The organism is Sphingobium sp. 22B, assembly GCF_001580035.1.
Classification (GTDB): Bacteria; Pseudomonadota; Alphaproteobacteria; order Sphingomonadales; family Sphingomonadaceae; genus Sphingobium; species Sphingobium fuliginis.
The window spans coordinates 178,431-204,163 of the sequence record NZ_LTAB01000018.1; the positions used below are offsets into that span (position 1 = coordinate 178,431).

At 65.7% G+C, this 25,733-nt stretch carries 17 protein-coding genes and 1 tRNA gene; 13 read left to right on the forward strand and 5 right to left on the reverse strand.

Features of this window, described 5'->3' with window-relative positions; all coding sequences use genetic code 11:
• Positions 1–2 precede the first annotated feature (2 nt).
• Positions 3–2,039: a lytic transglycosylase domain-containing protein gene (locus A0J57_RS16450; RefSeq protein WP_025547455.1), complete on the reverse strand. Its 2,037-nt coding sequence runs from the start codon at positions 2,037–2,039 to the stop codon at positions 3–5.
• A gap of 169 nt (positions 2,040–2,208) precedes the next feature.
• Here A0J57_RS16450 and dapA point away from each other — a divergent pair, with 169 nt between their 5' ends.
• The 6 genes from dapA to recA all read left to right on the forward strand — a co-directional run bounded on the left by dapA (position 2,209) and on the right by recA (position 8,306).
• Complete coding sequence (gene dapA / locus A0J57_RS16455; RefSeq protein ID WP_061937872.1) at positions 2,209–3,087, forward strand: 4-hydroxy-tetrahydrodipicolinate synthase; 879 nt, start codon at positions 2,209–2,211, stop codon at positions 3,085–3,087.
• A 44-nt stretch (positions 3,088–3,131) separates the two neighbouring features.
• Complete coding sequence (gene smpB / locus A0J57_RS16460; protein ID WP_007683053.1) at positions 3,132–3,614, forward strand: SsrA-binding protein SmpB; 483 nt, start codon at positions 3,132–3,134, stop codon at positions 3,612–3,614.
• Complete coding sequence (locus A0J57_RS16465) at positions 3,614–4,207, forward strand: DUF2062 domain-containing protein (protein ID WP_025547448.1); 594 nt, start codon at positions 3,614–3,616, stop codon at positions 4,205–4,207. Before smpB ends, A0J57_RS16465 begins: the two co-directional genes overlap by 1 nt.
• Positions 4,208–4,255: 48 nt before the next feature.
• A complete protein-coding gene (locus tag A0J57_RS16470) occupies positions 4,256–6,682 on the forward strand; it encodes a response regulator (RefSeq protein WP_044662815.1) in 2,427 nt (808 codons plus the stop codon).
• Between the two features lie 91 nt (positions 6,683–6,773).
• Positions 6,774–7,133: a response regulator gene (locus A0J57_RS16475; protein WP_025547444.1), complete on the forward strand. Its 360-nt coding sequence runs from the start codon at positions 6,774–6,776 to the stop codon at positions 7,131–7,133.
• 99 nt (positions 7,134–7,232) lie between these two features.
• Complete coding sequence (gene recA / locus A0J57_RS16480; protein WP_025547442.1) at positions 7,233–8,306, forward strand: recombinase RecA; 1,074 nt, start codon at positions 7,233–7,235, stop codon at positions 8,304–8,306.
• A gap of 435 nt (positions 8,307–8,741) precedes the next feature.
• Here recA and A0J57_RS16485 read toward each other — a convergent pair whose 3' ends face one another.
• Entirely contained in the window at positions 8,742–12,929 is a 4,188-nt protein-coding gene (locus A0J57_RS16485) for a translocation/assembly module TamB domain-containing protein (RefSeq protein WP_061937875.1), read from the reverse strand.
• Entirely contained in the window at positions 12,929–15,019 is a 2,091-nt protein-coding gene (locus A0J57_RS16490) for an autotransporter assembly complex family protein (protein ID WP_061937879.1), read from the reverse strand. Before A0J57_RS16490 ends, A0J57_RS16485 begins: the two co-directional genes overlap by 1 nt.
• A gap of 138 nt (positions 15,020–15,157) precedes the next feature.
• On the opposite strand from A0J57_RS16490, the gene recJ reads away from it, so the two are divergent.
• Positions 15,158–16,924 (forward strand): single-stranded-DNA-specific exonuclease RecJ, encoded by a 1,767-nt coding sequence (gene recJ / locus A0J57_RS16495; RefSeq protein WP_061937882.1) that lies wholly within the window; start codon positions 15,158–15,160, stop codon positions 16,922–16,924.
• Between the two features lie 121 nt (positions 16,925–17,045).
• Positions 17,046–17,121 (forward strand) — tRNA-Glu (locus A0J57_RS16500).
• 192 nt (positions 17,122–17,313) lie between these two features.
• On the opposite strand, the gene A0J57_RS16505 is transcribed toward A0J57_RS16500, so the two are convergent.
• Together A0J57_RS16505 and A0J57_RS16510 are read right to left on the reverse strand one after the other, a co-directional pair.
• Entirely contained in the window at positions 17,314–18,408 is a 1,095-nt protein-coding gene (locus A0J57_RS16505) for a LacI family DNA-binding transcriptional regulator (protein WP_037482940.1), read from the reverse strand.
• Positions 18,409–18,714: 306 nt separating this feature from the next.
• On the reverse strand, positions 18,715–19,809 hold the full coding sequence (locus A0J57_RS16510; RefSeq protein ID WP_201030944.1) for a hypothetical protein: 1,095 nt from the start codon (positions 19,807–19,809) through the stop codon (positions 18,715–18,717).
• 344 nt (positions 19,810–20,153) lie between these two features.
• Between A0J57_RS16510 and A0J57_RS25390 the strand changes: the two genes are divergently transcribed.
• The 5 genes from A0J57_RS25390 (at position 20,154) to A0J57_RS16535 (ending at position 25,573) form a co-directional block, all read left to right on the forward strand.
• Positions 20,154–21,311 carry an IclR family transcriptional regulator C-terminal domain-containing protein gene (locus A0J57_RS25390; protein ID WP_137710225.1) on the forward strand — a complete coding sequence of 386 codons (1,158 nt, stop codon included), beginning with the start codon at positions 20,154–20,156 and terminating at the stop codon, positions 21,309–21,311.
• Positions 21,312–21,606: 295 nt separating this feature from the next.
• Positions 21,607–22,602 (forward strand): MBL fold metallo-hydrolase, encoded by a 996-nt coding sequence (locus A0J57_RS16520; RefSeq protein ID WP_061937887.1) that lies wholly within the window; start codon positions 21,607–21,609, stop codon positions 22,600–22,602.
• Positions 22,603–22,646: 44 nt separating this feature from the next.
• On the forward strand, positions 22,647–23,717 hold the full coding sequence (locus A0J57_RS16525; RefSeq protein ID WP_101756476.1) for a peptidyl-alpha-hydroxyglycine alpha-amidating lyase family protein: 1,071 nt from the start codon (positions 22,647–22,649) through the stop codon (positions 23,715–23,717).
• A gap of 131 nt (positions 23,718–23,848) precedes the next feature.
• Complete coding sequence (locus A0J57_RS16530; RefSeq protein ID WP_061937891.1) at positions 23,849–24,733, forward strand: tRNA U-34 5-methylaminomethyl-2-thiouridine biosynthesis protein; 885 nt, start codon at positions 23,849–23,851, stop codon at positions 24,731–24,733.
• Positions 24,734–24,760: 27 nt separating this feature from the next.
• On the forward strand, positions 24,761–25,573 hold the full coding sequence (locus A0J57_RS16535) for a tRNA U-34 5-methylaminomethyl-2-thiouridine biosynthesis protein (RefSeq protein WP_061937899.1): 813 nt from the start codon (positions 24,761–24,763) through the stop codon (positions 25,571–25,573).
• Positions 25,574–25,733 lie beyond the last annotated feature (160 nt).

Sequence of the window (25,733 nt, forward strand, 5' to 3'; positions counted from 1 at the left end):
GTTCAGCCCGGCGTCTGCTTGCCGAGATATTTGGACAGCGGCGTCGTCGTGCCCCGGAAGCGGGCGCGCTGCGGGTTCATCGCCTCATAGACCACGGCGTTTTCCAGCACGCGCTGGACATAGTTGCGCGTTTCGAAAAGCGGAATCTGCTCGATCCAGCGCAGCATGTCGGCGCCGGGCAGGCGCGGGTCGCCATTGGCGGCGATCCAGCGGTTCACATTGCCCGGCCCGGCATTATAGGCCGCCACCGCCAACGGATAGCTGCCGCCATAATAATCGAGCATCCGCTGGAAATAGGAGGAGCCGAGCATGATGTTGTAACTGGGATCGTTGAGCGAACTGGCGTCATAGCTCATTCCCAGCTTCCCCGCCTGCTCGCGGGCGGTGCCGGGCATCAGTTGCATCAGCCCGCGTGCGCCCGCATGGCTGACGATCTGCCGGTCGAACTGGCTTTCCTGCCGGGCAATGGCGTGGACCATCGTCCAGTTATATTGCGCCTCCGACGGCACGGGCACGCGGGGAAAGGCGCTTTCGCCATAGCCGGTGAGGCCGCTCGACACGGCGCGGCGGCCGACCATCACGCCCATGTCGGGTCGTCCGATGCTCTGCGCGAGTTCGACGGCGAGATAATGGTCGGCATCGCTGTCGGCATTATTGGCGATGGCGCGGGCGAATTTGCTCTGATCTTCCCAATAGCCCATCTGGCCCAGCGCCTTCACCGCCCGGACGACCGAGCGGTTGGCGAAGGCCGTGCGTTCCGCGGCGGAGATTTCGACCGGACGTTCCACGGCCGCTGGGGCAGGGATCGGCCGGCCCAGCCGTTCGAGCGCGAGCTGGCCGTAAAACTGGTCCGGAAAGGCCCCCGCGCGGGCGAAATAGCTGTTCGCGGTCGCGGCGTCGCCGGCCTGGAGCGCGGCGCGGCCCGCCCAGTAGAAGCCCTTGGACTGGGTCTGCGGCGACTTGGCGGCTGTGGCGTAGCGGCGGAACATCTCCATCGCGTCCAGCGGCTTGCCAAGGTTGTAGAAGGCCGTCGATCCCGCCAGCCAGGCAAGGCTGGTATAATCGTCGCGCTCGCCAATGGGCCGGCTGTTGACGTCGGTGCCGGGCAGATAGGCGTCGTCCAGCTTGCTGGCGATGCCGTAGGCGAAGCTCCACTGGCTGTCATTGGCGGCGGCGCGCGCCTGCGTCAGCAGCGTTTCATACCATTTTTCCGCGTCGCCGGGACGGAAGGTCAACGCCGGACGGTTGGCGAGATATTGGCGGCCGGCGATCCAGTTGCCCGTGTTGAGCAGCCATGTCGCCTTGTCCGCGACGAATCCGGCGTCGGTCGCGCCCACGGCCTCCGCCAACTGCATCTTCATCGCCGCGTCGGGCGCCTTCTGGCGGAAGGCGATGCGCGCCTCATAGACCGGGCGGCGGGCCGGCGAGACATAGGCAAGCCTCCGCTGCGCGCCCATGACGTCGCCCTTCCACAGCAGCGCGTCGGCGCGCAGGTCATGCTCCACCGATGTCCATCCCGCGCCGAAGAGCGAAAGCAGCCGCGCCTCGTCATCGGGCGAAAGCGTGCCGCCGACCCATGCGTTGCGCGCGGCGACCCGCGCCTCGCCCATGCGGCCCTGCTGCATCAGCGCCAGCGCATAGCGGGCATTGCCGGTGGCGGTGCGCGGCGGGAAGCGGGTGAAGAAGGCGATGACTTGCCCGGGATCGTAGCTGTTGGGATTGATGCCGGTTTCCGCCAGCCGCCGCATCCGGTCCTCGCCCGGCCAGCCGGGATTGGCCATGATGAAGCTCATATAGGTGGAGGAGCCCAGGCCATCGCTCTGCTGGAGCGCGCGCCACTGGCTGATCGTGCCGGAGATCGAGGGATCGCTCGCCACGCCGATTCGGCTTTGCGCGCGCTGCCACGGGCTGGGCTCGCTGGAGCTGGGAACAGGCTGCACCACGGCGCCGGGCGGATAGGCCGCGGCTGGCGCGGGGCCGGTGGTTTCGGTCTGGGCGCTGGCGCCGGCTGTGAAAAGCAAAAGAGCAATCAGTGGCATACGAACCGTGAGGGCTTCCGGGGCAGTTTCAAGACAGGAGAGCGATACCCTACTGGACATTATCGCAATTGCATCCTTATCAGGCCCTGAATGACGCGCTATAGCGCGCCGTTCGCGTGTTTCACGCTATCATGCCCCGGAATCCCGGTGAATTGAAGGAGTTTGTTGCATGTTTTCCGGGTCGATTCCGGCACTGATCACGCCCTTCCGCAACGGGGCGGTGGACGAGGCGGCTTTTCGCGCCTTCGTCGACTGGCAGATCGGGGAAGGCAGCAGCGCGCTCGTCCCTTGCGGCACGACGGGCGAAAGCGCGACCATGACGGTCGAGGAACATAATCGCGTCATCGCCATCTGCGTCGACCAGGCGGCGGGCCGCGTGCCGGTGATCGCGGGTTGCGGTTCCAACGACACCCGCATCGCGCTGGAGCATATGTTCGCGGCGCAGGCGGCGGGGGCCGATGCGGCGCTGGTGGTCGCGCCCTATTACAACAAGCCCAATCAGGAGGGGGTGTACCGGCATTTCGCGCATCTGGCGGAGCGCTGTTCGCTGCCGATCATCCTCTACAACGTGCCCAGCCGCACGATCACCGACATCGGCGTGCCGGTCATCCACCGCCTGTCGGAGGAATTCCAGACCATCGTCGGCATCAAGGACGCCACCGGGAATCTGGGGCGGGTCAGCGCACAGCGCCTCGCCTGCCGGGCCGATTTCTGTCAGCTTTCCGGCAATGACGAAACGGCGCTGGGTTTCAATGCAATGGGCGGCAGGGGCTGCATTTCGGTCACGGCCAATGTCGCGCCGCGCCTCTGCGCCGAATTCCAGCGGGCGATGGCAAGCGGCGACTGGCATGGCGCCCTTGCGCTTCAGGATCGTCTCTACCCCCTGCATGATGCCCTGTTCAGCGATTCTTCACCCGGCCCGGTCAAATATGCCCTTACGCGCGTTCGGCCCGACATGTCCGGCGAGGTCCGCCTGCCGATCACCTGGCCGTCGGAATCGAGCCGTGCCGCCGTCGACCGGGCTCTGGAGATCGCGGGACTGGTTTGATCGTCCCGCGGGCCTATATGGTGAAGCGAGTTAGTTAGAGAATAATGGCCCGTCCCCGTCCCGAAGCCTTCGACAAGAAGAAGATCGTCGCCGAGAACCGGCGCGCCCGTTTCGAATATTTCCTGGAGGATGTGTTCGAGGCTGGAATCGCCCTGCAAGGGACCGAGGTGAAGTCGCTGCGCTTCGGCGAGGGCAATATCGCGGAAAGCTATGCCGAGGTGAAGGGCGAGCAGGTGTGGCTGGTCAACAGCAACATCCCCGAATTCAGCCATGGCAATCGCTTCAACCATGAGCCCAAGCGCCCCCGCAAGCTGCTGCTGCACCAGCGGGAGATCGCCCGCATGCACGGCGCTGTCGAGCGCAAGGGAATGACGCTGGTGCCGCTGTCGATCTATTTCAACAGCCGGGGCAAGGCGAAGGTCGAGCTGGCGCTGGCCAAGGGCAAGAAGACCCATGACAAGCGCGACACGATCAAGGAACGCGACTGGAAGCGCGATCAGCAGCGCATCATGAAGGCGCATCGCTGATGGACAACAGGCTCTCCCGCTGGTGGCACGCCAATGCGCCTACCCGCGAATCGCTGGAAAACAACCGCTTTTTGGCCCCGGTGGCGCACCGGGTGCTGGAACCCTCGCTGTGGCGCTTCACCCGGCGTTCGGTGCCGCGCGGCGTGGCATTGGGGCTGCTGGTCGGCATCTTCCTGCTGATCCCCGGCGTGCAGATCGCGGGCGCGGCGCTGCTGGCGCTGCCGTTCCGGGCGAACATCCCGCTGGCGGCGGCGATGACCTTCCTCTCCAATCCCGCGACCACGCCGCTGTTCCTGATGGCGTCGGTCTATATGGGCAACTGGCTGCTCGGACGGTCGGCGGATGCATCGGGCTTTATGGCGCTGATCGACCGGCATGCCTCGATCCGCGAATGGTGCGCCTGGCTCTTTTCGGAGGCGGCGCCCGCCATGCTGCTGGGGCTGGCGCTGATTTCCCTGGCCTTTGCGGTGGTCGGCTACTTCCTGGCCGACTGGATCTGGCGTCATCGCATGGGCCGGAAATGGCATGCCCGCAAATTGAGGATTGGCAAGGCACGCGAAAGCAGCGCATTGGAGGAGGTCGCTTCGGCCTGATCGGCGGGAGCGGGCAGTCCATTGTGAATGCAGGGGGATAGCCGGGCCGTGTCCGCGCGTGTGATCAGGGATGGAGACGCCTGGGCGGCCGACAGGTCGTCGCCCCTGGCCCTGCCGCTGCTCATCCTGCTGGCGCTGATGTCCGCCGGGCTGGTGGTCTATGCCGCCGGCAACTGGGCGCTGGGCGCCGGGTTCGGCGCCGCGCTGCTGGCCGGGGCGGCGCTGCTGGGGTGGTATCGCCGGCTCTATCCGCAGGAAGTGGCCGTGGGTGAGGCCGTGCCCGACTGGACCGTGGCGCGCGCGGCGGCGGATGCCTCCAATATGGCGATCGCCGTCACCGATCGCGCCGGGCGGCTGGTCTGCGCCAGCGACCTGTTCGGGGAATGGTTTCCCGGTTTCCCCACGCCGCCCCATGTCACCGGCGACAGCAGCCTGTCCGACAGTCTGGGCAACGCCGCCCGCGCCGCCTGGCGCGACGGCGAGGCGCGGGTGGAAGGGATCGTGCAGGGTGCGCTGCGACTGGATGCCTTCCTCTGCCGCACCGGCCGGTCGGAGGATTATCTGCTGTGGCGCTTTTCCCCGGTGCGCCAGCCGAGCGCGCTGGACGATGTGCACCGCCTGCTGACCGGGGAAGCCGGGCGGCAATTGGGCGAAGCGGGCATCATGGCGGTGATGATCGGCGGGGAGGGGCGCATCCGGGCCGCCAACGGCGCCTTCCTGCTGCGCGCCGCCGGACGGATCGACGCCAATATCACCGGGCGCGATTTCGCCGCCCACATGCGGGTGGACGACAAGGCGCGGCTGTTCCTGGCGCGGGAGGAATCGGGCGGCATTCCGCTGCGGCTGCTGCAGGTGCCGCTGAAGCGCGCCGCCCAGCCGGCGGGCGCGCAATCGGGTGCGCAGGACGGACCGATGCTGCTGCTGCTGATCGACGAGCCGGCGGGCAATGCGGGCGGCACGTCGGCGCTTTCCTATATCGAGACGCTGTTGTCGCTGCTGCCCTTCGGCCTCGCCATGGCGGATCGCGACGGTCGCGTCCTGTTCATGAACAAGGCCTTTTCGCGGGCGGCGGGCGTTAAGCCCGAGGAGAAGCCGAGCTATCCCGGCGACCTGGTGGTGCGGGAAGATCAGGCGGCGGTGGCCGACGCCGTGCGGCGCTTTGCGGTCGGGCCGCAAATGTCGGGCGATGTCGCCGTGCGCATGCGCAACCAACCGGACGAGCCGATCGCGCTCAGCCTGGCCGGCGTGCGCGGGCTGGGCGAGGCGGCGGTGCTGCTCTCCCTCAAGGACAATAGCGAGGAGAGCAAGCTCAAGCGCCAGGTCGCGCAGGCGACCAAGATGCAGGCGATCGGCCAGCTCGCGGGCGGCGTCGCGCATGACTTCAACAATATCCTGACCGCGATCATCGGCCATTGCGACCTGATGTTGATGCGCCATACGCCGGGCGACAGCGATTATGACGACATCCAGCAGATCAAGTCGAACAGCAACCGCGCGGCGGGGCTGACGCGGCAGTTGCTCGCCTTCTCGCGCCAGCAGACGTTGCGGCCGCAGATATTGCAGTTGCCCGACATCGTCGCGGACGTCTCCAACCTGCTGAAGCGCCTGCTGGGCGAGAGCGTCAAGCTGGAAGTCAGCCATGGCCGCAATCTGGGCGCGGTGCGGGCCGATCCCGGCCAGCTGGAGCAGGTGATCGTCAACCTGGCGGTCAACGCCCGCGACGCCATGCCGGACGGCGGCACGCTCAATATCCAGACCTACGGCGTGCCCGCCGCCAAGGTGCGGGAGATGCGGTCGGACATATTGCCGCCAGCCGACTATACGGCGGTGCGGGTGTCCGACACGGGGCTGGGCATCCCGCCCGACATTCTTTCGAAGATCTTCGAACCCTTCTTCACCACGAAGGAACTGGGCAAGGGGACGGGCCTTGGCCTCTCCACCGTCTACGGCATCGTCAAGCAGTCGGGCGGGTTCATCTTCGCGGAATCGGAGCTTGGCCGCGGGGCGAGCTTCGTCATCTACCTGCCCGTCTATCAGGGCGCCGATGTCGATCAGGCCGCCCAGCCCAAGGCGCCCGTGCGCCGCAGCGAAACCTGGGGCACCGGCACCGTGCTGCTGGTGGAGGATGAGGATATGGTGCGCGCCGTCGCGGAACGGGCTTTGTCGCGCCAGGGCTATAAGGTGCTGACAGCCAATGACGGCGAACAGGGGCTGGAAGTGCTGGCCGGAGACGAGAAGATCGACCTGCTGATTTCCGATGTGGTGATGCCGAACATGGACGGCCCATCGATGGTGGCGCGGGCGCGGGCGAGCCATCCGGACCTGCCGGTCTTGTTCATGTCGGGCTATGCCGAGGAACAGTTGCGCAAATCGATCGACATCGCCAATGTGGCTTTCCTTCCGAAACCCTTTTCCGTCAGCCAGTTGGCGGAAGCGGCGCGGGATGCTCTGGCGATGCGTCCTGCGGCGGAATGAATTTGAAGAATGAACTTCCGCGCGGCTTGTCGATTATGCCGGTGGGAAAAGGCCTTTGGGGTTGCGATGGGTAAGATTGGGGACCGCAAGCATGTCTGACGGCAAGACCATCCTGATCGTCGAGGATGAGGCAATGATCGGCATGATGTTGGAGGATTATCTCGACACGCTCGGATACCGGCTGCACGCCATTGCCGAATCGGTCGATGATGCCTGCGCCAAGGCGCGCGAGGGCGGCTTCGACGCGGCGCTGCTCGATTGCAACCTGCATGGCGAGAAAAGCTGGCCCGTTGCGGACATATTGGCGCAGAGCGGCATACCCTTCGTCTTTGCGACGGGCGGCATGGCGGACGATCTGCCGACCAGCCATGCCGACCGGCCAACCCTGGCCAAGCCCTTCACGATCGGCGCGGTCGAGCGCGCGCTGAACAAGGCGCTGAGCGCCGCATAAGAAAATTTCGTTCCCCTCTTGTTCCATTAGAACAAACAGGATACATGGTGGCCACGCGCCATCCGGACCGGCGCGTTCCGCTTGACAGGGGATAGGCCGATGACCGCAATGCTCTCACTCATCGATTCCAAGAAGACAGGGACAATGGACAGACAGAAAGCATTGGAAGCGGCCCTTTCCCAGATCGACCGTGCCTTCGGCAAGGGGTCGGCCATGAAGCTGGGCAGCCGCGAGAAGATCGAGATCGAGGCGATCTCGACCGGATCGCTGGGGCTGGACATCGCGCTTGGCATTGGTGGCCTGCCGCGCGGACGTATTGTGGAGATTTATGGCCCGGAAAGCTCGGGCAAGACCACGCTGGCGCTGCACGCCATTGCAGAAGCGCAGAAGACCGGCGGCATCGCAGCCTTTGTCGATGCGGAACATGCACTCGATCCGGGCTATGCGAAGAAGCTGGGCGTCGACATCGACGAACTGATCGTGTCGCAGCCGGATACCGGTGAGCAGGCGCTGGAGATCGTCGACACGCTGGTGCGCTCCAATGCCATCGACGTGCTGGTGGTGGACTCGGTCGCCGCGCTGGTTCCGCGTGCCGAAATCGAGGGCGAGATGGGCGACAGCCATGTCGGCCTGCAGGCCCGCCTGATGAGCCAGGCGCTGCGCAAGCTGACCGGCTCCATCTCCCGCTCGCGCTGTCTGGTGATCTTCATCAACCAGGTCCGCATGAAGATCGGCGTCATGTACGGCAATCCTGAAACGACGACGGGCGGCAACGCGCTCAAATTCTACGCCTCGGTCCGCCTCGACATCCGTCGCACCGGCCAGATCAAGGATCGCGAGGACATTGTCGGCAACGCGACCCGCGTGAAGGTGGTCAAGAACAAGGTCGCGCCGCCCTTCAAGCAGGTCGAATTCGACATCATGTATGGGGAGGGCGTGTCCAAGATCGGCGAACTGCTCGATATCGGCGTGAAGGCTGGCCTGGTCGAGAAGTCGGGCGCCTGGTTCTCCTATGACTCGGTTCGCATCGGGCAAGGTCGCGAGAATGCAAAAACCTTTCTGAAAGAACATCCCGAAATGGCGGACAAGCTGGAAAAGGCGATCCGCGGGAAGACCGAGGAGGTCGCCGAAGGGATGATGGCCGGACCCGAAGCGGAGGATGATGGCGAATAAGCGCTGACGGGCTTTCCGGCCGGATCAACCGGAAGGCTCCAGCGCGGCTCTGCCCGCCTGCCGCTTCACGCACTGAAAAGGCCCGCTGCGCGACTGGCGCAGCGGGCCTTTTACCTTTGGCCCGGGTGTCCGGATGGGATGTCCTATCCATGGAATTCTCTTTGCGGGCAGAGGCGTTGGGTGATGATTGGTCATGCTGCCGTCCAACACTCCGCGCCCCTGCAAAGGTTCCTCGAAACAGACAAGTGCCTCATAAGAACCCAAGCCAGACGCTGCCGTGATAGATGAGGGAGAGACCTGGACTCATGCCTTCAGGAGCGTGGTGAATCGCAGGAATCTCGCCCTGCATTCAGACCCGGTTTCCCGCCCGCAAGCATCCAGCAAAGTCGCCCCTTGAACTCGCCCCCGGACATTTCCATCCGACTGCCGATGGCGTCAATAATCCTTCGAATAGCGCAGATTGGCTGAAGAACCCGCATTGGTGCCGGTCTTCGACAAAAGGCTGAGCGTCTTGGACAGGGAGATTTCGAGCTGGGTGGCGGTGAAACCCTTGGGATCGGTGATCACCTCCACATAGATGTTGTTGGAGATATGCTGTCCGACGGCGAGGGAGGTGCCGCGTCCCGTCGCCTCGTCGCCGCCGACGATGCCGATCCGGTCGACGCCCGACGCATTTTGCAGCTTGCCCATGGGATTGAGCCCGCCTCCGCCCCCACGCAGACCGTTGAGCGCCGCCGCCAACTGGATCGCCTGGGTGGCCGACAGGTTCGCCACATTGTCCCCGAACAGGATGCGCGCCAATATCTCGTCCTGCGGCAGCGTCGGCGTGGAAACGAAGGCGATGTCGGGCCGTTGCGCCGTGCCGCCCACCGCTATGCCTGCCGTCACATCGTCGATCCGGGTTTCGGCGCGGATCGCCAGCGTGGGATTCATCATCGGTCCGTTGAAGGTGATGATGCCCTGCTCCAGATCGAACTGATGGCCCGAGAAGCTGTAGCGGCCGCGTATCACCTCGATCTTGCCGACCACGCGCGGATCGTTCGCGGTGCCGGTGACGCGCATGTTCGTCTTCCATTCGGAATCGAGGCCCATGCCGGTCACATAGATTTCGTTGTCGGCGCGAACGCGCACGTCCAGCCTCCATGGGGTGGGCCTGGCGGCCGCCTGCCGTGCCGCAAGGCGCTGGTCGAGCAGGTCGGTCCCTTCGCCCTTGCGGCGCACGCCCGTCAACTGGCGAATGTCGCTGCCCCCCTGCCAGGCGACGCGGTAGCGCGTTTCCGGAAGCGAAAGGTCGCCCTTGATCAGGCCGCCATTGGCCGGGCTGTTGGTGATGGCCAGCGTGCCGCTGACCACGCTGGTGATCGCTTCGCTGCGGGCGAGGCGGGCGCGGTTCAGCTTCACGGTTATGTTCATCGGATAGCCGCTCTCCGCCGCCAGCCCCACCGTGCCGCTGGCCTGCACCGTGCCTTCGCCCGCCCGCCCGGAAAAGTCGCGCAGGTCGAGCCGGTCATTGGTGAAGCGCCCATCCAGCCGCATCTGCGTGACGCGCGTGCCGAAGGTCTCATTCTCATAGGTCAGGGCATTGGCGCGGACCAGCCCGTTGAGCCGCGGGGCAGTCAGCCGCCCCCCGAAATCCGCCGCGACGGCGATCGGCCCCGTCAATTGCTGGTCGGCCAGCCCGGCGAAGGAAAACAGCACATCGGCCGGCCCGGCATAGCGGATGCCGCCGCCCAAGGGCGCGGATTGCAATTGCTGCGCCCAACTCGCCCCCGGTCCCGGCGGCGCCAGCGTCGCAACGAAACGGCCCAGCGTCGCATTGCCGCGCCGGATGAGGCCGCGCATGTCGCCGCCTGCGCTCGACAGCTTGCCCTCGATCGCCATCGACACCGGATCGGACACGGCGGTCAGGCTGGAGCGGCGGAAGTCGTTGATCGCGAGGCGTGTGGTCGCGGTGGGGAAGGCGGAGCCATTCTGCGCGAAATCCAGCGTGCCGGTCGCTTTCCCGCCAATTCCCAATCCCGGTGAGGCCATGTTGACGATGGCGAGGTCGAAATCCTTGAACCGCGCCTGCATCGCCGTCTGCTGGCCGAAGCGCCCCGCCAGGTCGACCCGGCCCTGCGGCAGCACCAGCGTTGAGGGTTCGAGGCGATAGCCTTCCTTCTCGATCCGGATGATGGCAGGCCGGGCGAAGCGGAAGGGGATGTTGCTCGCCCGTCCCTCCAGCGCGACGGCATAGAGTGTCGGGCGCAACGCGGCGTTCATGGCGATGGAGAAGGGCACGCCGGTCGATCCGTCAGCGACCAACTGCGCCCGGCCGCGTCCGCCGCGATAGTCGATCCGGCCGCGCGCCTTGCGCACGATATAGTCGCCATAGGCGGCGTTCGCCATCTGCACGTCGGCGTTGATCTGCGGCTGTTCGGTCAGCACCATGTTCGCCGTGATCAGCGCCCGGCCGATCACCACATCCGCTTCGCCCGGCAGTTTCGCATTGCTGGCGGTGGCGCTCAACTGCGCGCCCTGCGCCTTGCCAACCGCCATCAGCCGGACCGCGCCGGTGATGCCGGAACCGTTCATGGCAAGTTGCCCGGCGAAGGAACCGGCGGCGCTCTGCTGCACGCGGCCGTTCATGTCGATGCCGGCGAAACGCGCCCTAGCTATGTCGATGGTGAGCGGCCCGCTGGCAGTGCGGATCAGCACATTGGCGAAGAAGGGGCCATAGGCGGACCCGCCCGTGGCTTCGAGCCGATAGCCCGCCGCTTCGCCATTCAGCTTCGCCACCACGTCGTAAAGCTGCACGCCGACATTGGGCCGGGCGGCGCGGAGCACGGCATTGGGCCGCTCCATCGTGCCGCGCACGGTCAGCGCTAGCGGGCCATATTGGTTGGACGTCGCCCTGGCGTCGAAGGCGATCCGACCGTCGGTATCATAGCTGCCCGAACCGCTGTGGATCCGGAAATTGGGCGCCGCGCCTTTCAGGCCGGTGAGGGTGAACTTCCCCTCCGGCGTCATGCCGATGCTGCCGGAGGCGACGGCATTGCCGCCCAGGAAATCGCGGACGGAGGCGTTCTCCCAACGGGCCGTGCGGACGCCGAAACGGCCGGACAGGCCGAAGCCGCCCCGGGGCCCCGGCACCAGCTTCACATCGGTGTTGAGATTGACGATGCCGACGCCGTCGATCCTGTAGTCGTTGACCCGGCCCTTGAGCGCGCCGCGATAGATGGCGTTTTCCATGTCGGCCAGCACGATGGCGGTGGCGTCCACCCGGTCGCTGTCGATCTTCAGATTGTCGCTGATGAGCTTGCCCGCGGCATAGGCGAAGTCGCCCTTCACCCGCAGATTGTTGAGCAGGCCGCCCGCCGCGGCATTGAGGCCGGTGACGCGGCTGGCGGTGGCGCTTACCGGAATGCGGATGCGGTGGGCGTCGATCACGGCGCGCCCGCTGGCCTTCAGATTTTCGATCCCCGTGGCGTCGAAGGCGATATGCTTCGCCGTGATGTCATAGTCGATGAAGGGCGTCGCCATCGGCCCGTCGAGGATCACCGAAGCGCGCACATCGCGGCCCTTCACCTTCTCCATGATCGCGCCGGGGGTGAGCAGGGCGGCGTCGATCCTGAGCGCGCTGAACCGGCTTTGGCCAAGGTCGACCAGACCCTGCGCGGTGGCGGACAGGGCGGGGGATTTCAGCGAGCCTTTGAGGTTCACCCGCCGCTCGTTCAGGCCCGCGAACAGGTCGACGTCAAGCGACGGCGTCGTCAGCCGGTCGACGGTCCCCGCAAAGACCAGCCCGGGCCGCAGCGGGCCCCTGGCGGTGAAATTGCCGTCGCGAGCGGCGAGCGCGATATTCGCCAACTCGCCCTTGCCGGACGTCGCGACCAGCCGCCCGTTCCACGCCTGCCACGTGCCCCGGCCGTCCAGCGTCGCGGTGAAGCCGTCGGTCAGGCCGCTCATCGCCGCGATGACGCCGCCCTTCGGCGCGGTCAGCGTGCCCTTCATGGACAGGCGGTTCTGCGCGGGCACGGCGTCCAGATTGGCCTGCAGGCGGTCGCCGCTGTCCACCACCGCATTGGCCGACAATATGGCGCGGCCGTCCGCGATATGGGTCACGCCGTCGATGGCGATCTCCCGCTTCTGGCCGATCACCGGCCTGGCGACGAGGAACCTCGCGATCTTCAGCCGATCGACGTCGATGTCGAGGTCGGGCAGGATCGGCGCATTGGGATCGCTTTTCGTCACGTTGAACTGCGGGCTGCGCGCCAGCACCACCAGCGGGCTTTCCAGCAGCCGCACCGAAATATGGTTGTCGATGTAGCGGAACGGGCTCCATACCACATGGACGCGCGGGGAGGCGGCGAACGGCCCCTTGGGATCGCGCAGCACCAGGTCGTGGATCACCATGTCGCTGTAGATCGACCCTTCGATCCGGCCGACCGATATGCCCATGCCGGATTCCAGCTTCAGCGCGGCGATCTGTCGGATCAGGAATTTCTTGCCCGGCTGGGTGTTCAGGAACAGCAGCAGCCCGGCGACCAGCACGATCAGGGCGACGACCAGTCCGACGACCCACAGGACGATCCTCTGCCAGAGGGGACGCCTGACGACGACAGTGGCGGTTTCCTCAGCCATCAGAATGCCTGTCCGATGCCGATATAAAGCGCGAATTTGGATTCGCCCGGCTGCCGGTTGATCGGCATGGCTATGTCGGCGCGGAAGGGACCGAAATTGGTGTAGAAGCGGCCGCCGACGCCCACGCCGTACCGGATGTCGGAAAATTGCGGCATGGAACTTTCATAGACCTGGCCCGCATCGACGAAGGCGACCACGCCATAGTCCCCGAAGCGATAGCGGCCCTCGACCGCAAATTCATTGACGGACCGGCCGCCGATCGGATCGTTGTTCGCGTCCTTCGGCCCCAGTTCCTGATAGCCATAGCCGCGTACCGACCCGCCCCCGCCGGCATAGATCCGCCGTGAGGGCGCCACATCGTCGCGCTTCACCCCGCTGATCGTGCCGACCCGCGTGCGCGCGGCGATCACCAGGCTGTCCGACAAGGGATAATAGCCGGTGAGGTCGAATGTCGCGCGCAGATAGGGGGAGAAGCTGCCCTGCAACGATCCTTCCGGTTCCGCGCGCAGATTGGCGCGGAAACCCCTGGTCGGGTTCAGCAGGTCGTTGGACCGGTCATAGCCGAGTTGCACCGGCAGGCCGCCGATGAAATAGGTCCGCCGCGTCTTGTCCGCCGTCGCCGGATCGACCACCACCTGTTCGTTGGTCAGCAGCACTTCCGCGCCATAGCTGTAGGTCCAGCGCTTCTGGAAGATCGGCGTCGACTGCCGCGACCAGCCGATGTTGAGACCCGCCGTATAGGCTTCATAGGCGTCGTAATTCTGGTGATTGAGCGTGATGCCGGTCTGGAAGGTCTTGTCGCGCTTGCCCGCATTGGATCGGCGGAAGGTGCCTGACGCGCCCTGTTCCTGCGTTCCGGCGATCACGCTGGCGATCAGCGCGCCTTCGGGCGGGAAGAGGTTGCGGTGGGTCCATGTTCCCTCCGCGCGGAAGCCCTGGCCGGTGCCATAGCCCAGCTCGCCCGCCAGCGTGCGCGGCCTGCCGGCCTCCTGCGCGACTTCCAGGTCGACATATTCGGTGCCGTCCGGTCCTGGCTCGCTGGTCCTGACCGGATCGACCGAGATGCTGGAGAACAGCCCCGTCGCCACCAGCGCCCGGCGAAGGTCGTCGACCTTGCGGCTGTCGTAAAGCTCGCCCGGCCTGAATCGGCTGATGACCTTCATATGATCGGCGCCGAAGGCCTGCTTCTCGCCCGTGGTGGTGATCCCCCGGAACGATCCGCGCGGGCCCGTCTCCACCGGCAGGGTATAGTCTCCCGTCACCGTCGCGGGGTCGAGCAATATGTCCCGCTGCCCGACCTTCGCGAAGGGATAGCCATTTTCCGGCAGCTTGACGCCGACATTGGCCTCCGCCCCCTCGACCGCCGCCGCGACGATATAGTCGCCGGTCTTGAGCGGCAGGCTGTCGCGGATCAGGCCGGGCGGCACGGTCGGCCCGGCGTTGATGACGATGTCCCCGATCCTGTAGCGCTTGCCCGGCGTGACCGAGAGGACGGCCTTCAATGCCCCGTCGCCCGTCTGGTCGAGCGATGCGAGCGCGGTCGCGTCATAATAGCCCTCAGCATAGAGCAGCCTTATGGCGAGCGCCTCATCCTCATGGGCCCGGGCCTGCACCATTGCCGCCGTGTCGGCCTTGCCGCCGCCGTCGATCAGGGCGGAGGAATCGCGGAACGCCGGCTCCAGCCCGGTCTTGCCGAAGCCCTCCAACGCCACCGAATAACGCACCGCCTGGGTCTTTTCATCGGGGTTGCCGTCAGTCGCGACCTGCGCCGGCACCTGCACGCTGTCGAGCGGCGGCAGCGGCTGGGCCAGTTCACGCTCCTCCTGCGGCTCGACCGCCGGGGGCAGTTGCTGCGCCGCGCCGGCTTCGGGCATCTGCTGGTCGATCCACTGGTCTATGGAGGGCAGCGGCGCGCCGGTGCCCGTTGGCGTTTCCCCCGTCCTGGGCAGGCGCGCCTCGAACTCGCTGTCGGGCAGGATCGGTTCTTCCTGCTGTTGCGGCGAAGGCGTCTGCGCCATCAGGGGGAGGGGAGAGGCCGCCATCATCATCAGACCCAAGGCTCGCCGGACCCGCTTCTGCCTTGAACCCATGGAAACCCGCTTTGCCCCTTTTGTCCTTCGCCCGTGCAGGGCGCGAACAGCCAATACGCGCAAGCGGTTGCTTCGGTTCCGCCTGCGTCATGAAGGCAGGTGCTTCCCTCCGAATCCCAACCGGTCTAGACCGGCGGCATGACCATCGCGCTCAACATCACCCGCTCTATCCTTGGCCAGCCCTGGCGGTGGCGCGGGGGCAATGGCGATGGGCGCGATCCCGGTTATCGGCCCGACGATCTGGTCACGCAATTGCTGCTGGCGCGCGGTTGCCCGCGTGAGGCGGTGGAGGCGCACCGCAACCCCACCATCCGCCATTTCATGCCCGACCCCAGCCTGTTCCGAGACATGGACGCCGCCGCCGAACGGCTGGCCGACGCGGTGGTGCGCGGGGAGGATGTGCGCATCTTCGGCGATTATGATGTCGACGGCGCGACCAGCGCGGCGCTGCTGATACGCCTGCTGCGCGATCTGGGGCTGGCGGCGCGGCCCTATATTCCCGACCGGCTGATGGAGGGATACGGCCCCTCCGGCGAGGCGCTGGTGCGGCTGGCGGGCGAGGGGGCGACGCTGATCGTCACGGTGGACTGCGGCGCGCAGGCGTTCGAGGCGCTCGCCATGGCGAAGGCGGCAGGAGTCGATGTCGTGGTGGTCGACCATCATAAATGCGCCGCCGCCCTGCCCGAAGCGCTGGCGCTGGTGAACCCCAACCGCCTGGACGAAGCGGAGGAAGCGGCGGCGCACGGCCATCTGGCGGCCGTGGGCGTGGCCTTCCTGCTCGGTGCGGCATTGATCCGCGTGCTGCGCAGGCGCGGCTGGTTCGACCGGCGTGCCGAGCCGCCCTTGATGGAACTGCTCGACATCGTCGCGCTGGGCACGGTGGCGGATGTGGCGCAACTGAAGGGCCTCAACCGCGCCTTCGTCGCGCAGGGGCTGAAGATCATGGCGAAGCGGCGCAATATCGGCCTTTCCGCCCTGATCGACGCCAGCCGCCTGACGCGGGCGCCGCTGTGCCACGATCTGGGCTTCGCGCTTGGCCCGCGCATCAATGCGGGCGGGCGCGTGGGCAAGGCGGATCTGGGGGTGCGGCTGCTGATCACCGAAGATCCGGCGGAAGCGGCGAAGATCGCGCAGGAGCTGGACCGGCTCAATGAGGAACGCCGCGCCATAGAGGCGGCGGTGCAGGCGGAGGCGGAGGAACTGCTCGCGGCGCAGGGCAATCGGGCGGTGGCGCTGGTGTCGGGCGCGGGTTGGCATCCCGGCGTGATCGGCATCGTCGCCGGGCGCATCAAGGAGAAGGCGGGGCGCCCCGCCATCGTCGTCGCCCTGGATGAGGAAGGCGTCGGCAAGGGGTCGGGCCGCTCCATCTCCGGCGTCGATCTGGGCGCGGCGATCCTGGCGGCGAAGGATAGCGGCCTGCTGGTCGCGGGTGGTGGTCATGCTATGGCGGCGGGCCTGACGGTCGCGGCGGACAAGGTGGATGCGCTGGCCGACTTCCTCGACGAACGGCTCGCCAACGCCGTCGCGAGGGCGCGGGACGACCGGGCGCTGCTGATCGACGCCGTGCTGGCGCCTGCGGGGGTCAATCCGGATTTCGTCGCCGCCATCGACGCCGGCGGTCCCTATGGGGCGGGGTGGCCTGCGCCGCTCATCGCCTCCGGCCCGATGCGGGTGGTCAAGGCCGATGTCGTCGGCAACGGCCATTTGCGCGCGATCATGGCGGGCGACGATGGCCGGTCGATCAAGACCATCGCCTTCCGCCAGGCGGAATCCGATCTGGGCCAGGCCATTCTCGGCGCGCCGCGCGACCGGCGCCTGTGGATAGCGGGCCGCGCGAAGATCGACGATTGGGGCCCCCGTCCTGCCGCCGAACTGCATCTGGAGGACGCCGCCTGGGCCGATTGAGAAGCGGATCGGCAAATTTTCGCCCCGCGCTCTTTTCATGACGAAAAGGGGGTTGACCGTTCCGGAGCCACCGCCTAATGCCCGCCTCGCTTCGCAGCGACGCCCAAGCGGACCTGCATGTGGCCCCTTCGTCTAGCGGTCTAGGACGCGGCCCTTTCACGGCTGAAACACGGGTTCGATTCCCGTAGGGGTCACCATTATCAATGCCTTGCGAGGCGGTTGGATAGTGGCTGGCGCCGATCTGGGCGCGCGCGGCCAGCGGATTGAGCCAGTCGGCTTTCGGCTATTCTCCTGGAACTATTGTCGCCCCGCCTGAAGGCTTGGGCATTCACCCGTCTGCGTTTCGCTCCATGCCTGACGTCCAGCCTCGGTTCGGCTGGACCTTCCGGTTATCCCGCCACGGCCGTTCTCGTCGCCTTCGCCGATCGCGTCCTCTTTGCCTGCCCCTGCCGGGGTCGGGCCGTCGATTCCCGCACGACGAGCGAAGGCGCGAGCACGATGTTGCGGATCTCCGGATCATCCCCGCGAATGCGTTGCAGCAGAAGGTCGGCCGCCTCCCGCCCCAGGGCATTATGGCCGATGCGTATCGTCGTCAGCGGCGGCGTCACCAGATCCATCATGGGCATGTCGTTATGCCCGACGATCGATATGTCCTCCGGGCACCGAAGGCCACGTTCCTTCAGCGCATCATAGGCGCCCAGTGCGAGAAGGTCGTTTGCGGCGACGATCGCGGTGATGTCGGGGTCACGATCCAGCAGGCGGCGGGTCGCAATCGCGCCCTCTTCCCGCGAATAGCCTTCGGCTGCTTCGTGCAGCGGCTCGGTCGAACGAAGGTCGTGCTGTTCCATCGCGCCATAAAAGGCGCGCCGCCGCAGATGGCCGGTGGACACCGTCTCCGGTCCTGCGAGATGTGCGATCCTGCGATGTCCCAGTTCCACGACATGGTCGACCGCAAGTTGCATTCCCAGCGCGTCGTCGGAGACGACGGCCGACAATCGGCGCTTTTCCTCCGCCCGGTTGACGAGAACCGCCGGAAGCCCCTGTTCGAGACAGAAATCGACGACCGGGTCGTCGCGCTGGACGGTCGCCAAAATCAATCCCTCGATCTGCCGCGTCGCCAACTCGCGCACGATCTCCAGCTGCCGGCTGGAATCCCGCCCCACATCGGCAACCACGGTCGAGAAGCCTTCCGCCGCAAGCCTTTCCGCCGCGCCGCTGAGGATCGGGGAAAAGACGGTATTCGCGATGTCGGGCACGAGCATGCCGACAAGATGCGAGCGGCCGGTGCGCAGGCCCGCGGCGAGCAGGTTGCGCCGGTAGCCAAGGCGCTGCGCCGCCGCGAGCACGCGTTCAGCCACTTCCTCCGCGACCAGATAGCGGGTCGCTGGGTTGAGCGCGCGGGAGACGGTCGACGGGTGAACCGCAGCGGCCTCCGCGACCTGCTTGATCGTCACGGTCCGGGATTTGGTGCTACTGCGCGGCAAAATAGTCTCCTTTGACAGGCCTTTCTCTTCCCGCGCGCAAATCTTGGCAACATGATTTCGCATTCCGGCCGGTCGCGGGCCTTTTGCAGGCGGCTGCGGCAGGATGGAGGGGCGCCGGTTCATGGCGGCGGGCGATGCGATGCTGCCCGCGAACGGCCGCTTCGACGGACCGTCAGGTCATCGCGCCGCTATCCGGGCCGTCGAAAGTCCGCGGTCCGGGGATTGTCTCTGGCTTGTCGCGCTTAAAAGGAGCGATGCGGCAAGGAGCGCCCCCTCCCCTGCCGAGGCCGATATTTCCCGCCGGGCTTAATGCTGGCGTTTGAAGCGCTGCACCCGGCGGCCATAACCGACTTCCGCCGTGTAGAGATTGCCTTTCGAATCGATCGCGATGTTGTGGATCGACTTGAACTGGCCGGGCTGGCGGCCCGCGCGGCCCCATTTCGTGACGAACGCGCCAGTCTGGCGGAGCAGGGTGACGACCTGTCCGTTGCCGCCGTCGGCCACGAAGATATAGCGTTGCGCGGCGTCTTCGGACAGGACGAGGTCCCACACCGATCCGCTGCCCAGCGTCTGGGGCTCCACCTTGAACTCGCGCACATAGCTGCCGTCCTTGCGGAACACCTGTATCCGGTCGTTGGCCCGGTCGCAGACATAGACCAGACCGTCGCGGGCGATGCGCACGCAATGAACCGGGTTGTTGAATCCCTGCGATACCGAAGCGGGCGAATAGGGCGGCAGCTTGTCGTCATTGGGCACCGAACCGCTGCCGCCCCAATGCCGCTTATATGCGCCGGTCGACAGGTCGAAGACGATCACCCGGCGATTGCCATATCCGTCCGCGACATAGAGTTCGTTCGCCGCGCTGTCCGTCATCATATGCGCCGGGCGTCCCAGTCGCGTCGTGGAATTCGACCCCTTGGTGCCGTCGTCGGCCCCGAACTGGCGGATGAACTTGCCGTCGCCGGTGAACTCCAGCACCTGGTCGCCGTCCAGATTGCCGGCGATGAAGACATGGCCCGCATCGTCGACATGGATGCCATGTTCCATCTGCACCCATGGATGGCCCTGTCCGGCTCCGCCCCAGGCGGCGAGAAGATTGCCCTGCCGGTCGAATTTCATGACCGGCGGAGCAGCCGAGCAGCAAAGCGACTCAGGCGGAGATTTCTGCGCGCCCTTCTCGTCATCGAGCAGCGAACCCGGCCGCTGGATGATCCAGACATTATCGTCCTTGTCGACGGCGACGCCCGAGACCTGGCCCAATATCCAGTTGCCGGGCAGGGGCCTTGGCCATTGCGCGTCGGGTTCGAACCGGGGGGCGTCGGCGGCGGGTTTCTGGGCGGGAACGGGCGCTGAGCCGATGCAGCCGATCAGCATCGCCATGGCAAGGAAACAGCGCCGCATAGTCATCCCTCCGGGCCCATTGTCGACCGAATAAGGCTCTCAAGCAAAGGGCCCGCGTCCTAACATATTGTTATTCCGAAAGCGCCGTGGCAGCAGGCGGTTGCGCGCCCTGATGATAGCCATTATTTATCTTAATTAATAAGATTTCAATTGCCTATATCGCGATATGATGGTGATTTGCAGCGTCTGTCAAGGCGCAATCAGGGTGCGTGGCATCTGTTCAGGAAGGTTTCCCCTGTGGAAGGAAGCTGCTAGCTGGAGTTTCGCGCCCGGGGTGGCGCCTTGGGTTTGGATTGGGAGAAGTATTCATTCGCGGACCGGTTCTAACGCCGAAGAATAATTCGGTGACGCGGGCGTTTGCGATCCTGCGGGCCATAGCGGGCGCGGGTCGTGATCTGAGCGCGACGGAGGTTGCCCGCGCGGTGGGCAGCAATATGGCGACGGTGCATCGCTTCCTGCTGACGCTGGAAGGCGAGGGCGCGGTCGCGCGCGGGCGCAAGGGCGGTTTCCATCTGGGGCCGGCCCTGGCCGACCTTGGCGCCCGGGTGGAAGGCGACGTGCTGCTGGTGAATGCGGCGCATCCGCATCTGGAGGCTCTGGCCGATGAATTCCGCGAAGCCGTCCACTGCGTCGCGCGCAGCGGGAACCAGGCGATCAATGCGGCCGTGGCGCGGCCCGACCGTTCGCTGGTCATCAGCCATCCGGTGGGCGAGCCGTTTCCGCTTCATTGCACCTCCGCGGGCAAGCTGTTCATCGCCTCGATGAGCGAGAGTCACCGCGCCAGCTTCCTCGCCAATGCGGAGCTCAGGCGCTACACGCCCGGCACCATCGTCGATCCGGGGCAGCTCATGGCCGAACTCGGCCGCATCGCGAAGCAGGGCTATGCGGTGGACAATGAGGAATGGGAGGAGGGGCTTCGTTCGATCGCGCTGCCGCTGCATAACATGCGGGGCCAGGTGGTGGCGGCGATCGCGCTGTCGGCGCCCAGTTCGCGGCTGGGCGACGAGCAGTTGGCGAAGGCGCGGTCCGCGATCGCCGGCAGCGTGACCCAGATCGAACGGTCGCTGTCGATCGAAAGCCGGGTTTTCCCGTCGCGCGCCAAGCCGCGCGGCAATTTCCCGCACCTGAAGCGCGTGGCGGATTTCCTCTTCATTTCGGGCACCAGCGCGCGGCGGCCGGATGACAGTTTCGAGGGTGCGACCGTCGGGGAAGACGGCAAGGTCGTGATCGACATAGAGCGGCAGGCGCGCTTCATCTTCGACGCGATCCGGGACATGCTGGCAACGGCGGGCGCGTCGCTGGCGGACATCGTCGATATTCAGGTCCACCTGCTCGACATGGCCGATTATGAGACCTTCAACCGCGTCTATGCCGATTATTTCGGCTTCGAAGGCCCTGCGCGCAACACCGTCGCGGTCAAGGAACTGCCCCATCCCCATCAGGGGATCATGATCACCGCCATCGCGTTCAAGCCGGGTTCCCATATCGCCCCGGACGAATGACGCCATAGCCCTTGACCGGAGCGATTTCCAGGCGACGCGATCGATCGCTGATTGAGAAATCGCGTTAGGAGGGAAATCAGGGCGGTTCCGACCCGATGCCGGGATCGCGCGCCTGCTGTTTAATCCTTGTCCTTTCCAATCGTGCGACGTCGCGCGAGCGCCAGCCGTGGCCGTGCGATATAAATTCTCACCTAACGACTTTTATATCTTGCATATCGAGATAATATATTTCATGCATGGTTCCGGGAAGGGAGAGACGTGGATGCCCGATGTTCGTTTGAGCCGAAGGTCCGCAATGTCTGGAGGGCAGGCGCGTCGCCGGTTCTGGCGGGCAGCCGCCCTCGCCCTGTTGGCGGCGGCGGGCGGTGGCGCGGCGCAGGCTCCGGCAGCGAAGGTGCCGATGGTGAAAAGCCAGGCGCCGGGCTTTTATCGCATGATGTTGGGCGACTATGAGATCACGGCGCTCAATGACGGCGTCGTCGACTTCCCGCCGGCAAAGCTCTTGACGAACACGACGGCGGGCGAGGTGGCCGCGATGCTGCGCAAGCGGTTCGAGCCGGATGCCGTGCCCACGTCCGTCAATGCCTTCCTGATCAACACGGGCGACCGCCTGGTGCTGGTGGACACGGGCGCCGGAAAGGTTCTGGGGCCGCGACTGGGCGGGCTTGCCGAAAGCCTGCGGGCGGCGGGGTACCGGCCGGATCAGGTCGATGCCGTGCTGATCACGCACATGCATCCCGACCATATCGGCGGCCTGGTGAAGGATGGGCAGCCGGCCTTCCCCAATGCGACCGTCTATGCCGATAAGACCGATGCGGCGCTGTGGCTGGACCCGGCCGAAGCGGCGAAGGCGCCGGAGGATCAGGGCAAGCTTGGCAAATATCGCTTCCGGGCGGTCAAGGAGTCGATGGACGCCTATAGCCGGCGCGGCAGGCTCCAATATTTCGACGGCACGGGGGAAGTGCTTCCCGGCATACGCGCCATCGCCTCTCGCGGGCATTCGCCCGGCCACGCCTTTTTCGAGGTGGAATCGAAGGGCGAGCGCCTGTTCTTCTGGGGCGACATCATGCATTTCGGGCAGGTCCAGCTCGAGCTGCCGGAAGTGGCCATGTATTCCGACATCGATCCTGCAAAGGCGACGGCGAGCCGGTTGGCGGCGCTGAAGGATGCAGCGGACGGGCGCTATCTGGTCGCCGCCGCGCACCTGCCCTTTCCCGGACTGGGGCATATCCGCAAGGCCGAACGCGGCTATGCCTGGGTGCCCGTCACCTACGAAATCCCGCCCCGCTGACGGAGGGGGCGGCTGGACGGCCCGATGCGTGATGGCGTCGGATAATGCATCGATGGGAGGAGGCGACATTGCGACTGGGTTCCGGATTATTGGCCTTCGCGGCGACGATGCTGCTGCCCGCCGTTGCGGTCGCGCGCGATGCGGCTCCGCGCAACGACCTGCCTCAGCCTTATGAAACGACCCGGGATTGGGGCACTTTGCCCGCGGGCATGAAATGGGCGGCGGTGACGGCGGTGGAATCGGCGCCGGGCGGCGTCATCTACGTCATCCATCGCTGCTATGAGAATTCCTGCATCGACCGGCCCGAACCGCCGATCCTGAAATTCGATGCGCAGGGCCGTCTTCTGAAGGCATTCGGCCAGGGACTGTTTCGCTTCCCCCATGGGGCGACCGTCGATCCGCAGGGCAATTTGTGGGTCACCGACCTGGGTTCCGTTTTCCTGGCCGAGCGTGGATCGGGCGACAATGGCGGCAAGATCGTGAAATTCGATCCGGACGGCAAGGTGCTGATGACGCTGGGTCACGATGCGCTGGGTTCCGCCACAGACTTTCTGGATCAGCCCAATGACATCGTGGTCACGCGCAAGGGCGACTTCTTCGTGTCCGAAAGTCATTCGCCCGGCGGCAAGAACAACCGGGTGCTGAAATTCTCGAAGGACGGCAAGTTCATCGGGCAATGGGGGCGCAAGGGAAGCGGTCCTGGCGAGTTCAGCGAGCCTCACAGTCTGGCGCTCGATTCCCGTGGCCGGCTGTTCGTGGCCGATCGGGAGAATAACCGCATCCAGATCTTCAGCCAGGACGGCAAGTTCCTGGCCCAATGGCATCAGTTCGGTCGCCCCAGCGGCATCTATATCGATGGGAAGGACAGGCTTTATGTCGCGGATTCCGAATCCAGTCCGGTCGAGGGCCGTAATCAGGATGCCCGCATCCGTCGCGGTATCCGCATCGGCAGTGCCCGGACCGGAAGGGTCGACGCCTTCATCGAGGATGCCGAAGCGGCGGAACCCAGGCATTCCGGGGCCGAAGGCGTGGGTGTCGACGATCAGGGCAATGTCTATGGCGCGGTCGTTGGTCGCCGCATGCTGGAACGGCATGTGAAGCGGTCGAAGCCATGAAGGGCTGCCCGGTTCCAAATGATCGGCCCGTTGCAAGGCCCGCAGACTTTCGTTGACGGCTTCCTGCGGGCTTGATACCAATCTTACAAGACGAATTATTTTTCTTACTTAATGAGAATCGGAGAGAGCTCATGTCCCAAGGTAAGATTCTCGCGGGCTTCGTGGCGCCGCATCCTCCCCATCTCGTCTATGCCGAAAATCCCCCGCAGAACGAGCCGCGCTCGGAGGGCGGGTGGGAGCCGCTGCGCTGGGCCTATGAAAAGGCGCGCAAGAGCATCGAGGAACTGAAGCCCGACGTGCTGCTCGTCCATTCGCCGCACTGGATTACGACAGTCGGCCACCATTTCCTGGGCGTGAAGCGTCTGTCGGGCAAGTCGGTCGATCCGATCTTCCCCAATCTCTTCCGCTTTGCCTTCGACCTGAACGTCGACGTCGACCTTGCCGAAGCCTGTTGCGGCGAGGCGCAGGCGCTTGGCCTGACCGCCAAGATGATGCGCAATCCGAACTTCCGGGTGGATTATGGCACGATCACCACGCTGCACATGGTCCGTCCGCAATGGGACATCCCGGTCGTCGGCATCTCGGCCAATAATTCGCCCTATTATCTGACCCTCGACGAGGGCGTGGAGGAGATGGAGCGGCTGGGCGAAGCGACGCGGCGGGCGATCGAGAAAAGCGGCAAGCGGGCCGTGCTGCTCGCGTCCAACACCTTCTCGCACTATCATTTCCATGAGGAGCCGGAGATTCCCGAGGATATGAGCCGGGAGCATCCGCAAAGCTACAAGGGCTACAAATGGGACATGCGCATGATCGAACTCATGCGCAGGGGAGAGATCCGGGAGGTGATGCGCCTGTTCCCCGAATGGGTGGAGGAAGCCTTTGCCGAAGTGAAGTCCGGGGCCTTCCCCTGGATGATCTCCGCCATGGAATATCCCACCACGCCTGCGGAGCTTCACGGCTACGGCACGGTCATCGGCACCGGCAACGCCGTCATGGAATGGCGCCTGGCGGCCTGAGCCCCAATCGAGATACGAGGACATATCATGCCGGTCGTTTCCGCATTTCTGATGCCGGGCAATCCGCTGCCCTTCCTGCGCCAGGACAATCCGCCCTGGGCTCCGCTCGCCACGGCGGCGAAAGCGGCGGGCGAGGCGCTGCGCGCCAGCCGGCCGGACGTGCTGCTGATCTATTCGACCCAATGGTTCGCCGTGCTGGACGAACTGTGGCAGGCGCGTCCGCACAGCACGGGCGTCCATGTCGATGAGAACTGGTATGATTATGGCGACCTCCAGATGGACTTGCGTGCGGATGTTTCGCTGGCCCAGGCGTGCGTCGCGGGGGCCAATGCGGCGGGCCATCGATCCAAGGCGGTCGATTATGAAGGCTTTCCGATCGACAGCGGAACGATCGTCGCCAACGCCTTCCTCAACCCCGGCGGAACGATTCCGACGGTGGTCGCCGCCAACAATCTCTATCATGATTTCGCCACGACGGAGGCGCTGGGCCGGGTGGCGGCGGAGCAGGCCGATCTTCAGGGCAAGCGCGCGGCGGTGATCGCGGTCGGCGGCCTTTCCGCCGGCTATTTCGACAAGGATATCGACATAGCCGAGGATCGTATCGTGGATGAGCAGAGCGACGCCGCCAATCGCGCGCTGCTTGCCGCGATGGAGCAGGGCGGGGCGGACCGCTTGCGCGCCGGACTGGATGACTTCGCCGCGGCGGCGAAGACCGACATGGGGATGAAGCATCTGGCCTGGCTGTTGGGGGGCGTGGGCGAGTTCAAAAATGCCCATGTCCATGGCTATGGGCCGACCTATGGCGCGGGTGCGGCCGTGGTCGAGTTCAAGCTGGCCTGATCCGGCGGACCATGGCCGTCAGCCGGCATCGCCATTCCCTTGACTCCATGTCGCCGGACGCGCCGGGCGGTTCGGACTTCGCGCTTGAAGGCCGCGCTTGTCCCCCTTCGCTTGCGGCGGCGGCGGGAGAGGCGCTAGAGCCAATCGACATTCAGAAGAT

Coding starts and splice junctions, on each gene's coding strand:
- A0J57_RS16535 (WP_061937899.1), top strand. CDS start 24,761: ATGCCGGTCGTTTCCGCATTTCTGATGCCGGGCAATCCGCTGCCCTTC.
- recA (WP_025547442.1), top strand. CDS start 7,233: ATGACCGCAATGCTCTCACTCATCGATTCCAAGAAGACAGGGACAATG.
- A0J57_RS16525 (WP_101756476.1), top strand. CDS start 22,647: ATGCATCGATGGGAGGAGGCGACATTGCGACTGGGTTCCGGATTATTG.
- smpB (WP_007683053.1), top strand. CDS start 3,132: ATGGCCCGTCCCCGTCCCGAAGCCTTCGACAAGAAGAAGATCGTCGCC.
- A0J57_RS16510 (WP_201030944.1), bottom strand. CDS start 19,809: ATGCGGCGCTGTTTCCTTGCCATGGCGATGCTGATCGGCTGCATCGGC.
- dapA (WP_061937872.1), top strand. CDS start 2,209: ATGTTTTCCGGGTCGATTCCGGCACTGATCACGCCCTTCCGCAACGGG.
- A0J57_RS16465 (WP_025547448.1), top strand. CDS start 3,614: ATGGACAACAGGCTCTCCCGCTGGTGGCACGCCAATGCGCCTACCCGC.
- A0J57_RS16520 (WP_061937887.1), top strand. CDS start 21,607: ATGTCTGGAGGGCAGGCGCGTCGCCGGTTCTGGCGGGCAGCCGCCCTC.
- recJ (WP_061937882.1), top strand. CDS start 15,158: ATGACCATCGCGCTCAACATCACCCGCTCTATCCTTGGCCAGCCCTGG.
- A0J57_RS16475 (WP_025547444.1), top strand. CDS start 6,774: ATGTCTGACGGCAAGACCATCCTGATCGTCGAGGATGAGGCAATGATC.
- A0J57_RS16490 (WP_061937879.1), bottom strand. CDS start 15,019: ATGGGTTCAAGGCAGAAGCGGGTCCGGCGAGCCTTGGGTCTGATGATG.
- A0J57_RS16450 (WP_025547455.1), bottom strand. CDS start 2,039: ATGCCACTGATTGCTCTTTTGCTTTTCACAGCCGGCGCCAGCGCCCAG.
- A0J57_RS16530 (WP_061937891.1), top strand. CDS start 23,849: ATGTCCCAAGGTAAGATTCTCGCGGGCTTCGTGGCGCCGCATCCTCCC.
- A0J57_RS16485 (WP_061937875.1), bottom strand. CDS start 12,929: ATGGCTGAGGAAACCGCCACTGTCGTCGTCAGGCGTCCCCTCTGGCAG.